Annotated in this window: 11 protein-coding genes; 1 reads left to right on the top strand and 10 read right to left on the bottom strand. The window is 62.3% G+C overall.

The window, feature by feature from the left end:
* The first annotated feature begins 139 nt into the window (after nucleotides 1-139).
* Nucleotides 140-1,918, top strand: coding sequence for a methyl-accepting chemotaxis protein (locus EFR00_RS09575; protein ID WP_077992093.1), 1,779 nt, complete (start codon nucleotides 140-142; stop codon nucleotides 1,916-1,918).
* 82 nt (nucleotides 1,919-2,000) lie between these two features.
* On the opposite strand, the gene EFR00_RS09580 is transcribed toward EFR00_RS09575, so the two are convergent.
* From EFR00_RS09580 to soxR, 10 genes are all read right to left on the bottom strand, one after another.
* Nucleotides 2,001-3,659: an OFA family MFS transporter gene (locus EFR00_RS09580; RefSeq protein WP_077992095.1), complete on the bottom strand. Its 1,659-nt coding sequence runs from the start codon at nucleotides 3,657-3,659 to the stop codon at nucleotides 2,001-2,003.
* A gap of 179 nt (nucleotides 3,660-3,838) precedes the next feature.
* Complete coding sequence (locus EFR00_RS09585; RefSeq protein WP_009986553.1) at nucleotides 3,839-4,084, bottom strand: formate dehydrogenase subunit delta; 246 nt, start codon at nucleotides 4,082-4,084, stop codon at nucleotides 3,839-3,841.
* Entirely contained in the window at nucleotides 4,074-4,901 is an 828-nt protein-coding gene (gene fdhD, locus EFR00_RS09590; protein ID WP_077992098.1) for a formate dehydrogenase accessory sulfurtransferase FdhD, read from the bottom strand. Before fdhD ends, EFR00_RS09585 begins: the two co-directional genes overlap by 11 nt.
* 64 nt (nucleotides 4,902-4,965) lie before the next feature.
* A complete protein-coding gene (gene fdhF / locus EFR00_RS09595) occupies nucleotides 4,966-7,845 on the bottom strand; it encodes a formate dehydrogenase subunit alpha (RefSeq protein ID WP_077992100.1) in 2,880 nt (959 codons plus the stop codon).
* Between the two features lie 69 nt (nucleotides 7,846-7,914).
* Nucleotides 7,915-9,471: a formate dehydrogenase beta subunit gene (locus EFR00_RS09600; protein WP_077992102.1), complete on the bottom strand. Its 1,557-nt coding sequence runs from the start codon at nucleotides 9,469-9,471 to the stop codon at nucleotides 7,915-7,917.
* Nucleotides 9,468-9,947: a formate dehydrogenase subunit gamma gene (locus EFR00_RS09605; RefSeq protein WP_077992104.1), complete on the bottom strand. Its 480-nt coding sequence runs from the start codon at nucleotides 9,945-9,947 to the stop codon at nucleotides 9,468-9,470. Before EFR00_RS09605 ends, EFR00_RS09600 begins: the two co-directional genes overlap by 4 nt.
* Before the next feature lie 128 nt (nucleotides 9,948-10,075).
* Nucleotides 10,076-10,969, bottom strand: a complete 894-nt coding sequence (locus EFR00_RS09610; protein ID WP_038691703.1) for a LysR family transcriptional regulator — start codon at nucleotides 10,967-10,969, stop codon at nucleotides 10,076-10,078.
* Nucleotides 10,970-11,045: 76 nt separating this feature from the next.
* On the bottom strand, nucleotides 11,046-11,387 hold the full coding sequence (locus tag EFR00_RS09615; RefSeq protein ID WP_038691705.1) for an ArsR/SmtB family transcription factor: 342 nt from the start codon (nucleotides 11,385-11,387) through the stop codon (nucleotides 11,046-11,048).
* A 102-nt stretch (nucleotides 11,388-11,489) separates the two neighbouring features.
* The gene (locus EFR00_RS09620; RefSeq protein WP_038692786.1) at nucleotides 11,490-12,260 is read right to left on the bottom strand and encodes an SDR family NAD(P)-dependent oxidoreductase; all 771 of its coding nucleotides are present in this window, start codon (nucleotides 12,258-12,260) and stop codon (nucleotides 11,490-11,492) included.
* Between the two features lie 116 nt (nucleotides 12,261-12,376).
* Nucleotides 12,377-12,847, bottom strand: coding sequence for a redox-sensitive transcriptional activator SoxR (gene soxR / locus EFR00_RS09625; RefSeq protein ID WP_039622589.1), 471 nt, complete (start codon nucleotides 12,845-12,847; stop codon nucleotides 12,377-12,379).
* Nucleotides 12,848-12,870: the final 23 nt, after the last annotated feature.

Raw genomic sequence — 12,870 nt, forward strand, 5'->3', positions numbered from 1 at the left:
GGTGAAGCATACGGATGATAGTCTCCGGCACGGAGGGATATAACCGGCTACCCGGTTCTTCCCAGGACCGGTGTACCTCGCCCGCCCCCTCGCTTCTCCGGCCGAAACAGCAGATGCTGTGCATCTCAAAGGGACAGATATGTTTGGTCTAAGCTCCGATTCGAAATACATTCTTGACGCCATCTCCAAATCGCAGGCGATCATTGAATTCGATCTCAGCGGAAATATCCTGACGGCAAATGAGAATTTCTGCAGCGCGCTGGGTTATCGCCTGAACGAGATCGTCAGCAAACATCACAGCATGTTCTGCGAGCCGGCCTATGCTGCGACCGCGGAATATCGCGCGTTCTGGGCGCGGCTCGGACGCGGCGAATATGATGCCGGCGCTTACAAGCGTCTTGCCAAGGGCAACCGGCAAATATGGATCCAGGCTTCCTATAATCCTGTTTCAAAGGGTGGAAAGCCATTCAAGGTGGTGAAATTTGCCGCCGATATCACAGCCGCGAAAAAGCAGGCGGTCGAGGATTCCGGCAAGCTTGAGGCGATCTCGCGCTCACAGGCGGTGATCGAGTTCACCCCGAAGGGTGAGATCCTCACCGCGAACGAGAATTTCTGCCGGGCCATGGGATATTCCCTGGCCGAAATCACCGGCAAACATCACAGCATGTTCTGCGACCCGGCCTATATCAGAACCGAGGACTACGGCAGCTTCTGGCGGCGCCTCGCCAACGGGGAATTCATCGCCAACGAATTCGTCCGTTTTGGCAAGGGCGGCCGCGAAATCTGGATCCAGGCAGCCTATAACCCGATCGTCGATGCCGACTGCAAGGTCTACAAGGTCGTGAAGTTCGCGACCGACGTCACAGAGCGCATGAGCGCGATTTCGCTGCTCGGCAGCGCGCTGCGTCAGCTTTCCGAAGGTGATCTGATGAGGACGGTGGACACGCCCTTCGTCCCCTCGATGGAGCAGTTGCGCCACGATTTCAACACCGCGGTCACAGGCCTTGCCGAGACGATGAAGACGATCGGCGAGAATGGCAGCACGATCGCCGCAGGCTCACGCGAGATTGGCGAATCGGCGGATTCCTTCTCCAAGCGGACGGAACAGCAGGCGGCATCGATCGAGGAGACCGCAGCCGCGCTGGAGCAAATCACCACGACAGTCAACGATTCCAGCCGTCGCGCCGAGGAAGCCGGCCGCCTCGTCGCCATGACCAAGCAGGGCGCCGAGCAGTCGGGCGTCGTGGTCCGCAACGCCGTCGCCGCCATGGACCAGATCGAGCAGTCCTCGCGCGAAATCACCAACATCATCGGCGTCATCGACGATATCGCCTTTCAGACCAATCTTCTGGCATTGAACGCCGGCGTCGAGGCGGCCCGCGCCGGTGAAGCCGGCAAAGGTTTCGCCGTGGTGGCCCAGGAGGTCCGCGAACTTGCCCAACGCTCCGCCAACGCCGCCAAGGAGATCAAGGCGCTGATCAATACGTCGAGCGACCTCGTCAAGAACGGCGTCGGCCTCGTCGGCCAGACCGGCAAGGCGCTGGAGGAAATCGTCACACAGGTCGGCGATATCGACTGCAATGTCGTCGCCATCGTCGAAGCCTCAAGGGAACAGGCAACCGGCCTCAAGGAAATCAACCAGGCGGTCAACACACTTGATCAGGCAACCCAGCAAAATGCCGCCATGGTCGAGGAGAGCACCGCCGCCAGCCACAGCCTTGCGAGGGAAGCCGAAACGCTGCGGATCCTGCTGACAAGATTCCGCCTGCCCGGTCAGCCCCGGATCCAGGCCCAATCGCCCGCCGGTGGCGGGCTAGAATCAAAACAGACAGGTTCGCCGGCGCTGCATCTCGTTTCCCGTGTTGCCAAGGCGCACGGCGCGGCGACTGCGACTGCGCAGAGCTGGGAAGAGTTCTGACCTCGGTTCCATACCGCGCCACTGTTCTGCATAGAGCGGGGATAAAACGTGCCGCATGAGCCCTGCGGCGCGCTTTCATATCTCAGCCGAACAGCGCGAAAGTCGCCTTCAGCGTGACCCAGACACCCCAGAGCAGCGGAATGCCGACGACAGACCAGGCGAGCATCGCCTTGGCATCCAGCCCGCCGGTGCCGATGCCGAAGGAACCGGTCGGCCCGGCATTGACGGCGGCCGACTTCGCCTGCAGCGCCGCGACCTCGTCATCCCTCATGAACCACTTGTCCGGGAGCGGCCTGACAAACGCATTGGCGATGAGGCCGAGCGCCAACATGCCGGCGAGGATATACATGGTGCCGGTATAAAGCGCCGGGCCGGGTGCAACGCCGGCGGCAATCTGCGCTTCACGGATATAGTTGACGACGACCGGACCGACGATGCCGGCCGTTGCCCAGGCCGTGAGCAGCCGGCCGTGGATGGCGCCGACGAATTGCGTGCCGAAAATATCGGCGAGATAGGCCGGGATGGTCGCAAAGCCGCCGCCATACATTGACAGGATAATACCGAAGGCGAGAACGAACAGCGCCTTGTTGCCCATGCCTGCGAAGCTGGGCGCCAGTGCATAGAGTACGATGCCGAGAACGAAGAAGCAGTAATAAGTGTTCTTGCGACCGATCTTGTCCGACAGCGACGCCCAGAAGAACCGTCCGCCGATATTGAAGAGCGACAACAGGCCGGCGAAACCGGCGGCGATTGTGGCGATCGCCGCCTTCTGACCGGCGTCGAGCTGGGCGAAACCGACATCCGGCAGGCCGATCAGCGAACCGGCAAAGATTTCTTGCAGCATCGGCGAAGCCATGCCGATAACACCGATGCCGGCCGAAACGTTGAGGCAAAGCACCGCCCAGATCAGCCAGAACTGCTTGGTCTTGTGGGCGTCACGCAGATGCACGTGTTTGGTGGTGATCATCGTGCTCTTGGCCGCCGGCGGCGTCCAGCCTTCCGGCTGCCAGCCGGCCGGCGGGATGCGATAGCCGAAGGCGCCGCCCATCATGAAGACGAAGTAGATGACCGCCATGACAATGAAGGTCTGCCAGACGCCGACCGATGTATCGGTCTTGAAGGCATTCATCAGCAGATTGGCAAGTGGAGCGCCGATCATCGCGCCGCCCCCGAAGCCCATGATCGCCATGCCGGTCGCCATGCCGCGCCGGTCGGGAAACCATTTGATCAGCGTCGAAACCGGCGAGATGTAACCGAGGCCGAGACCGATGCCGCCGATGACGCCGGCGCCGAGCCACATCATCCACAGCTGATGGGTGATGACGCCGACGGCAGCCAGCACAATGCCGCCGCACCAGCAGCAGGCGGAAACGACACCCGGCTTGCGCGGACCGGCCCGCTCGAGCCAGCCGCCCCAGATGGCGGCCGACGAGCCGAGCAGAACGAAAAACAGCGTATAGATCCAGCCGAGGTCGGCAACCCGCCAGTCGCAGGTCGTGGTGAACAGCGCCGAGGCGAGCGTCAGATCGGGGCAGGCGGTCGAAGCCGTGATCCCGAGCGATTTAGACAGCGGCAGCCAGAACACGCTGAAACCATAGGCCATGCCGATGCAGAGATGGATGGCGAGTGCGGCCGGCGGCACCAGCCACCTGTTGAAACCGGGCCTGGCCACGATCCTTTCGCGATCGAGCAGGCCTGAGCCTGCCACCGCTCCGTCTGTACGTGATTCCGCTGCCGTCATGAACAACGCCTCCTTGTTTCAGACCTTGCTGTGATTGAAGCGCCGCCCGTCTTCAGGAGCGCAAAGGACGCTATAACGCTTTGAATTTCCGACTGTTTTTATTTAAAATCGATTTAAATTTTGGCGGTCAAATGACAAAGGCGGCATGCTGCTGCCTTTGTCGGCATGAGTCAGTTGGATTACCGGACCTGGTGTGTTTCCGCTTCCGGTTTGCGGATCATCGGAGCGGCCTGCAGCACGAGGGCATCCAGGCCGTTTTCCTCCTTTTCCAGAATTTCGAACAATTGCCGCCGCATGCGCGGCTCCCAGAATTTGTTGATATGATTGGCGACCCCGTCCGCGGCCTCGCTTGCCGGCTGGCTCTTGAAGAAGGTGGCGATCTGGTTTGCCATATAGACGAGTTTGGTCTTGGTATCATGCGACATCGGCGATGTTTCCGGGCGAGATGCGGTGCGGGTGGGTGAAAATTTCGAAGTCATCGCCGCGCACCAGGGCGACGAGCGTCATGCCGGCCTCGTCGGCCGTGCGAATGGCGAGCGCCGTCGGCGCCGAAATGGCGATAAGCACCGGGCTGCCGAGGATTGCCGCCTTCTGCACCATCTCGACCGAAAGCCGGCTGGTGACGACGACGGCGCCGTCATCGCCGCTTTCGCCGCAGCCGATGACGGCGCCGCAAAGCTTGTCCAGCGCATTGTGCCGGCCGACATCTTCGCGCACGGCAAGCAATCCCTTGCCGGGACGATAGAAGGCGGCGCCATGCACCGCCCGCGTCTCGCGATGCAGCGGCTGCGCCTCGTTCAGAAGCGAAACGGCGCGAACGATATCGGCATGCGAGAGCGCCAGTGGTGATGCCGAGACATCCGGCACCGGCCGCACTGCCTGTTCGATCGATTCGATGCCACAGAGCCCGCAGCCGACCGGCCCCGCCATGCTGCGGCGCCGCGCCCGCAGCCGATCGGCGACGTCGTCGACAAGGCTGACCTGCACGTCGATCCCCTGCTCACCCGCAACGACCTCGATACCCGATATCTCCGCCCGCTCAGCAATGATCCCTTCGCTCAGGCTGAAGCCGACGGCAAAGTCTTCGAGATCGGCGGGCGTCGCCATCATCACCGCATGCGCGCTGCCGCCATAGGAAAAGGCGATCGGCACTTCCTCCGGCACGATACGAGAGCCGCTGTGCATGATGCCGTTACGGCGGGTGGTTTCGGGGGCATGCGCGGTGGTGGGGAAATCTACCATGCGGCAACAGGATGAAAAACACCCGCCTCCGCTTCACCGTCGATCCCAGCCCACCCCCTCATCATCACTCCGCGGCCTCGAGCTTGCCGGCGATGCGGCGGGATTGCCGCGCCTGCTCGTCATATTCCATCTGCCAGTCGCTCGGACCGTTGGAAGGCGAAACCTGCACCGCCGTCACCTTATATTCCGGGCAGTTCGTCGCCCAGTCGGAGAAATCGGTGGTGATGACGTTCGCCTGCGTATTGGGGTGATGGAAGGTCGTATAGACGACGCCCGGCGCCACACGATCGGTGATCAACGCCCGGAGCGTCGTGTCGCCGGAGCGGCTCATGAGCTTCACCCAGTCGCCGTCGCGAACGCCGCGCTGTTCGGCATCGTGCGGATGGATTTCCAGCCGGTCTTCCGCATGCCAGACGACATTCTCGGTCCGCCGCGTCTGCGCCCCGACATTGTACTGGCTGAGGATGCGGCCGGTGGTGAGCAGCAGCGGGAAACGCGGACCGGTGCGTTCGTCGGTCGCCACATATTCGGTGCGGATGAATTTGCCCTTGCCGCGCACGAAGCCGTTGACATGCATGATCGGCGAGCCGAGCGGGTTCTTCTCGTTGCAGGGCCACTGCACCGAGCCCATCTTGTCGAGATAGTCGTAGGACACCAACGCGAAACTCGGCGTCGTCGCCGCGATCTCGTCCATGATCTCCGACGGATGGCTGTAGTTCCAGTCGAGCCCCATCGTCTGGGCAAGCTTCTGCGTCACCTCCCAATCGCCATAACCGTTGCGCGGCGTCATCACCTTGCGCACGCGATTGATGCGGCGCTCGGCATTGGTGAAGGTGCCGTCTTTCTCGAGGAAGGTCGAGCCCGGCAGAAAGACATGGGCGTAATTGGCAGTCTCGTTGAGGAACAGGTCCTGCACGACGACGCATTCCATCGCCGCAAGGCCGGCCGCGACATGTTTGGTGTCGGGATCTGACTGGAGAATGTCCTCACCCTGGACGTAGAGGCCCTTGAAGGAACCGTCGACCGCCGCATCCAGCATGTTCGGGATTCGCAGGCCCGGCTCGTTGTTGAGCTTCACACCCCAGAGCTTTTCGAAGATATCGCGGGTCGCATCGTCGGAAATATGCCGGTAGCCCGGCAGCTCGTGCGGGAAGGAGCCCATGTCGCAGGAGCCTTGCACGTTGTTCTGGCCGCGCAGCGGATTCACGCCGACGCCGGGACGGCCGATATTGCCGGTCGCCATCGCCAGATTGGCGATCGCGATGACCGTGGTCGAACCCTGGCTGTGTTCGGTGACCCCGAGACCGTAATAGATCGCGCCGTTGCCGCCCTTGGCATAGAGCCTTGCCGCGCCGCGCAGATCCGCCGCCGGCACGCCGGTGAAGATCTCGGTCTGTTCGGGGCTGTGCTGGGGTTCGGCGACGAAAGCGGCCCAGTCCTCGAACTCCGACCAATCGCAACGCTCGCGGATGAACTTCTCGTCATAGAGTCCTTCGGTGACGATCACATGCGCCAACGCCGTCATGACCGCGACATTGGTGCCCGGCTTCAGCGGCAGGTGATAGGAAGCCTCGACATGCGGCGACCGGACGATATCGGTGCGGCGCGGATCGATGACAATGAGCTTGGCGCCCTGGCGCAGCCGCTTCTTCAGCCGCGAAGCGAACACCGGATGGCCGTCGGTCGGATTGGCGCCGATGATGACGACGACATCGGACTGTTCGACGCTGTCGAAATCCTGCGTGCCGGCCGAGGTGCCGAATGTCTGGCCGAGGCCGTAGCCGGTCGGCGAGTGGCAGACGCGGGCGCAGGTATCGACATTGTTGTTGCCGAAACCGGCGCGGACCAGCTTCTGCACCAGATAAGTTTCCTCGTTGGTGCAGCGCGACGAGGTGATGCCGCCGATCGCCTCGCGGCCATACTGATACTGGATGCGGCGGAACTCCGACGCCACATGCGCGAAGGCCTCGTCCCAGCTCACCTCCCGCCAGGGATCGCTGACCTTTTCGCGAATCATCGGGTTGAGGATGCGATCCTTATGGTTGGAATAGCCGTAAGCGAAGCGACCCTTGACGCAGGAATGGCCGCGATTGGCCTGGCCATCCTTCCAGGGAACCATGCGCACCAGCTCCTCGCCGCGCATTTCCGCCTTGAAGGAACAGCCGACGCCACAATAGGCGCAGGTGGTGATGGCCGAATGCTCGGGCTGACCGATCGCAATCACCGACTTCTCGGTCAGCGTCGCCGTCGGGCAGGCCTGGACGCAGGCACCGCAGGAGACGCATTCGGAATCGATGAAGGCTTCATGCGCACCCGATGACACCTTGGAGCCGAAACCGCGCCCCTCGATCGTCAGCGCGAAGGTGCCTTGCACCTCCTCGCAGGCGCGCACGCAGCGCGAACAGACGATGCACTTGGAGGGGTCAAAGGTGAAATAGGGATTGGACTCGTCCTTCGGCGTCCATTTCAGATTGATCTCGCCATTGTTACGTGCCCTGACATGGTTGTCGCCGTCATAGCCGTAGCGCACGTCGCGCAGGCCGACGGCGCCTGCCATGTCCTGCAATTCGCAATCGCCGTTGGCAGCACAGGTCAGACAGTCGAGCGGGTGGTCGGAAATGTAGAGTTCCATCACGCCGCGGCGGACATCCTTCAGCCGATCCGTCTGCGTGCGCACCACCATGTTGGCCGCCACCGGCGTCGTGCAGGAGGCCGGCAGGCCGGCCCGGCCCTCGATCTCGACGAGACAGAGCCGGCAGGAGCCGAAGGCATCCATCATGTCGCTGGCGCAGAGCTTCGGCACCTCGATACCGGCCTCCATCGAGGCGCGCATGATCGACGTGCCCTCCGGCACGCTGATCTGCTGCCCGTCGATGGTCAGCGTCACCATTGTTTCCGATTTCGAAGCGGGAGTGCCGTAGTCGATTTCATGGATGAGAGACATGGTCGGCCTCCTGTATGGAAATGGAATTGAGCAAGTCGGGTGAGAAGCGGGCCAGCACGTGAGATGTCATCACTCGGCAGCCTCCACCATCGGCGCCGGCGAAAAATCCTCCGGGAAATGCGTCATCGCGCTCATGACGGGATAGGGCGTGAAACCGCCGAGCGCGCAGAGCGAGCCGAATTTCATCGTATTGCAGAGATCGGCCAGCAGCGCCCGGTTCTTCTCTGGCTCGATGCCATGGGCGATCTTGTCGGCCGTCTCGACGCCGCGCGTCGAGCCGATGCGACAGGGCGTGCATTTGCCGCAGCTCTCGACCGCGCAGAATTCCATGGCGAAACGGGCCTGCTTCAGCATATCCACGGTGTCGTCGAAGACGACGATGCCGGCATGGCCGATCAGCCCGTCCCGGGCGGCGAAGGATTCGTAATCGAACGGCGTGTCGAACAGCGCCCGCGGGAAATAGGCCCCGAGCGGCCCGCCGACCTGCACGGCCTTGACCGGTCGTCCCGTCGCCGTACCGCCGCCGATCCTGTCGACGATATCGCCGAGCGAAAGACCGAAGGCTGTTTCGTAAAGACCGCCATATCTGATATTGCCGGCGATCTGCAGCGGGATGGTGCCGCGTGACCGGCCCATGCCGAAATCGCGATAGAAGGCGGCGCCCTTCTCCATGATTACCGGCACGGAAGCGAGCGAGATCACGTTGTTGATGACGGTCGGACAGTCGAATAGCCCCTTATGCGCCGGCAGCGGCGGCTTGGCGCGCACGACGCCGCGCTTGCCTTCGAGGCTGTTCAAAAGCGCCGTCTCCTCGCCGCAGACATAGGCGCCGGCGCCGGTGCGCACCTCGATATCGAAAGCGCGGCCCGAGCCGAGCACCGACGGGCCGAGGATCCCGGCCTGCCGCGCGATGCCGACGGCCTCGGTCATCGCGGCGATCGCATGCGGATATTCCGAACGCGTATAGACGAAGCCCTTCGTGGCGCCGGTCGCAAGTCCCGAAATCGCCATGCCCTCGATCAGCACGAAGGGATCACCCTCCATGATCATCCGGTCTGCAAAGGTGCCGCTGTCGCCTTCATCGGCATTGCAGACGATATATTTGCGTTCGCCGGCCGCATCGAGGACGGTCTTCCACTTGATGCCTGTGGGGAAACCCGCGCCGCCGCGTCCACGCAGGCCGGAATCGGTGACCTCCTTGACGATTTCGGCGGGCGCCATCGAAACGGCGCGGCGAAGGCCGGCAAGGCCGCCATGCGCCTCGTAATCCGAAAGCGAGAGCGGATCGATCACGCCGCAGCGGGCGAAGGTCAGGCGGGTCTGTTGCTTCAGGAACGGGAGGTCTTCAACCTCCCCGAGACAGAGCGGGTGATCGCCGCCATTGACGATGCCGGCGTCGAAGAGACCGGGCACATCCCTTTCTTTCACCGGTCCGTAGCCGATGCGCTTGCCGGCAAGCTCGACCTCGATCAGCGGCTCCAGCCAGAACATTCCGCGCGAGCCGTTGCGCACGATCTCGGCATCGAGGCCGCGGGCGACGATCTCCTGGGTAATCGCCTTTGCCACCTTTTCGGCCCCGAGCGCCAGCGCAGCGGCATCGCGCGGAACATAAATCTTGACTGTCATCGGCGCGCCTCCGCGACGAGTTCCGTCGCCAGCTGATCGTCGACCCGGGCATACACCTCGCCGTCGAGCATCGCCGACGGGCCGCAGGCGCAGAGCCCGAGGCAGTAGACCGCCTCCAGCGTCACACTGCCATCGAGCGTCGTCTGGTGAAAATCGATGCCGAGCAGCGCCTTGACGCGCTCAGCCAGCGCGTCGCCGCCCATCGACTGACAGGCCTCGGCGCGACAGAGCTTCAGCACATGTCGCCCCGCGGGGTGGTCGCGATAATCGTGATAAAAGGTCATTACCCCATGCACCTCGGCGCGCGAGAGGTTCAGTTCCTCCGCGATCACGGGAAGGGCTTGCTGCGGCACATACCCGAATTCCTGCTGAACTTGATGCAGAATGGAAAGCAGCGGCCCTTCAAGGAAGCGAAGGTCGGCGACAATGGTACGCGTGCGCGCTGCAATATCGCCTTCGGCGATATGAATGGTCATAGGGCAGCCCTCCCAGCCGCTGGTTGCGGAATGGCGCCCTCCCCAGCCGAGGCCATTCGTCGCCCAGCATCTCAAGGAAGCCGGCGACGATCAATAAAGCTATCTCGTGGATCGATAGGTTTTTCCTATCATAGCTCTTCATCCTGCACGAGCACTCGCGCTTCGTGCAGCAAGGCCGACACGAGCGGCGTGAACGGCTCGCGATAGGGCGCGACGAGGCCGACCAGATGGTGGGCCTCCGGCTCAACAATCGGAATCATTCGGATTTCAATTGGGAATCCAAATGATTTCGCGACGTTGCGCGGCATGATGCTTGCCCAACGTCCGGTTCTGACATGCGAGAACAGCACGATCATCGAGTTGGATTCGAGTGTGGGATGCACTGTGGCCCCCGCTTCCGTCAGGTGCCGGTTGATGATGCGCCGGTTCTGCATGTCGGCGGTTAATAGACAAAGCCGAAGATCGCCGACCTCCTTCCAGGTCACGTTGTCGCGATCGGACAGTGGGCTGCCCGCAGCCGTGATCAGGTGATAACGCTCGGCATAGAGGGGAACACTGGTGACACGTCCGAGCGGCTCATTTTCGAGATAGGTGATACCGGCATCGATCTCGAGATTTTCGAGCATGCTCAGCACCTGCAGCGAATTGCGCGAGACGATCGAGAAGGTGACGCCCGGATGTCGTTCCTGAAAGGGCGTGGTGATGCGCGAAAGCATGGCGAGGGCCGTCGGGATGGCGGCGAGACGAATGTGGCCGGAAAGACCGCGCCGCGCCGCGCGCATTTCCTCGCGCATGGTGCGGGCATCGCCGACGATGCGCCGCGCCCATTCGAGCACGCGCTGCCCCTCCGGCGTCAGCCCCTGATATCGCGACCCGCGCTGCACCAGCATGACGCCGAGCTGATCCTCCAGCTGCCGGATGGCGGCCGAGAGCGTCGGCTGCGAGATCCCGCATTCCTCCGCGGCGCGGCCGAAATGCTTTTCATTGGCAAGGGCGATGAAGAATTCGAGCTTGTCGATCATCCGGTCTCCCGATCCGGCGTGAGGTCATCCGGATCCAGCCCATCCTCGTGCGCAGCCGCCGCGCTACGCGACATGCTTAACCGTTTTCGGCAGCCGGAAAAAGATCGAACAGCGATTCGAGGAAGGCGAGCACACTGAGATCGCCGATGCTGTAATAAACCAGCCTGCCTTCGCGGCGTGTATTGACCAGACCTACAAGCCTCAGGCGCGCAAGCTGCTGCGAGACCATTGCCTGTTGAATGCCGAGAATAGTCTCGATTTCACCGACCGTCCGCTCCTCATTCGCTAATATGCAGAGAATCAGAAGTCGGGTCTGGTGCGCCAGCGCTTTCAGCAGATCGCTCGCCTCGTGGGCTTTTCCAGCGAGTTTGTGCAAGTCCTGGCCGGACATCCCCGGCTCGGGTTTGGGCAACGGCATTCGGTATCTCGGAAGGAAGCACTGAGGTAGATCAGTACAATAGCATATTCACACAAGCGAATTATTCCAAAGTAACGAAATGCCAAAAAAAGTCCAAGCAAATCAGCAGATAAGCTGGCCGCCATTGATCTCGATCACCTGACCGGTGATGTAGCCCGAAAGCAAAGGGGCGGCCAGAAAGAGATAGGCGGGGGCACAATCCTCCGCCGTGCCGAGCCGCTGTAAGGGTATGGTCTTCTTCGTCTGCTCCAACTTTTCGCGGGAGGAATAGCGCTCATGGAAATCCGTCTCGATCGTTCCCGGCGAGACGCAGTTGACCCGGATGCCATCCGGCGCCAGCTCACGGGCAAGCGCCTTGGAATAGGTGGAAACGAAGGCTTTCGAGGCCGAATAGACCGAAGAACCGGGACTGCCGCCGGTCAGCGCTGAAATCGAAACGGTGTTGACGATGGCCGCGCCTTCGGCCGCCTTCAATGCCGGCAACAGCGCCCGGGTCAGCGCCACCACCGACGTCTGGTTCAGCCGCACGATCGCTTCATAATCTGCGTCCGTCAGCGTCGCAGCCGGAAAACGGCCGAGCATGGTGCCGGCATTGTTGACGAGCACATGCACCTTGTCGAAAAAGGCGAGGGCATCCTCCGCAAATTGCGCGGCGCCGCCGACGGCGGTGAAATCGGCGTGCAGCAACAGCGCCCGTCTTTCCGATTCGGCCGTCAGCAGGAAATCCGGCAGATCCCGTCCAGGTTTGCGGCCGGTATGGACGATCACCTTCGCGCCGCAATCCAGGAACTGGCGGGCCACCTCGAGGCCGATACCCCGGCCGGCGCCGGTGACGACGACATTGCGATTTTCGAATAGTCTCGGATGGAACACGAAGCCGTCCTCCTCGCGGACAATGCCGCCGGTTGCGCCCTTCGCCCTTAACATATGAGCGCGCCGGCCGAAAGAAAGGCATGCACCGATCTTTCCGCCGGAGACCTCGGGAAAGCTCAGCTTTCGTTCTCGTTCTCCAGTAGCCGCGCACCCGGCCCTTCTTCGCCAAGCCGATCGCAGGGATTGCGCAACGGACAGCTCTCGATCGACAGGCAGCCGCAGCCGATGCAGCCGGTCAGGCGGTCGCGCAGCAGGCTGAGCCGTCTGATTCGCTCGTCGAGTTCATTCTTCCAGCGCGCCGACAGCGTCTGCCAGTCGGCAACCGTCGGTGTGCGCCCCTGCGGCAGAGAGGCGAACGCCGTCTGGATTTCTAAGAGCGGAATGCCGACACGCTGCGCCACTTTGATGATGCCGAGCCGGCGAAGCACGTCACGTCCGTAGCGCCGCTGATTGCCGCGTGTACGGATGCTGGAGATCAGCCCCTTGGCCTCATAGAAATGCAGCGCCGAAACGGCAAGACCACTGCGTTCCGCCACTTCGCCAACCGTCAGAAGCCTGCCGAGCGGCGTTGCAGAAATCGTATCCATCACCCTCTTGACCTCAATATTAG

The sequence above is a fragment of the Rhizobium sophoriradicis genome (genome assembly GCF_003939025.1).
GTDB classification, from domain to species: Bacteria; Pseudomonadota; Alphaproteobacteria; order Rhizobiales; family Rhizobiaceae; genus Rhizobium; species Rhizobium sophoriradicis.

Coding starts and splice junctions, on each gene's coding strand:
- EFR00_RS09605 (WP_077992104.1), bottom strand. CDS start 9,947: ATGACCATTCATATCGCCGAAGGCGATATTGCAGCGCGCACGCGTACC.
- EFR00_RS09585 (WP_009986553.1), bottom strand. CDS start 4,084: ATGTCGCATGATACCAAGACCAAACTCGTCTATATGGCAAACCAGATC.
- EFR00_RS09600 (WP_077992102.1), bottom strand. CDS start 9,471: ATGACAGTCAAGATTTATGTTCCGCGCGATGCCGCTGCGCTGGCGCTC.
- fdhD (WP_077992098.1), bottom strand. CDS start 4,901: ATGGTAGATTTCCCCACCACCGCGCATGCCCCCGAAACCACCCGCCGT.
- soxR (WP_039622589.1), bottom strand. CDS start 12,847: ATGGATACGATTTCTGCAACGCCGCTCGGCAGGCTTCTGACGGTTGGC.
- EFR00_RS09580 (WP_077992095.1), bottom strand. CDS start 3,659: ATGACGGCAGCGGAATCACGTACAGACGGAGCGGTGGCAGGCTCAGGC.
- EFR00_RS09575 (WP_077992093.1), top strand. CDS start 140: ATGTTTGGTCTAAGCTCCGATTCGAAATACATTCTTGACGCCATCTCC.
- fdhF (WP_077992100.1), bottom strand. CDS start 7,845: ATGTCTCTCATCCATGAAATCGACTACGGCACTCCCGCTTCGAAATCG.
- EFR00_RS09615 (WP_038691705.1), bottom strand. CDS start 11,387: ATGCCGTTGCCCAAACCCGAGCCGGGGATGTCCGGCCAGGACTTGCAC.
- EFR00_RS09610 (WP_038691703.1), bottom strand. CDS start 10,969: ATGATCGACAAGCTCGAATTCTTCATCGCCCTTGCCAATGAAAAGCAT.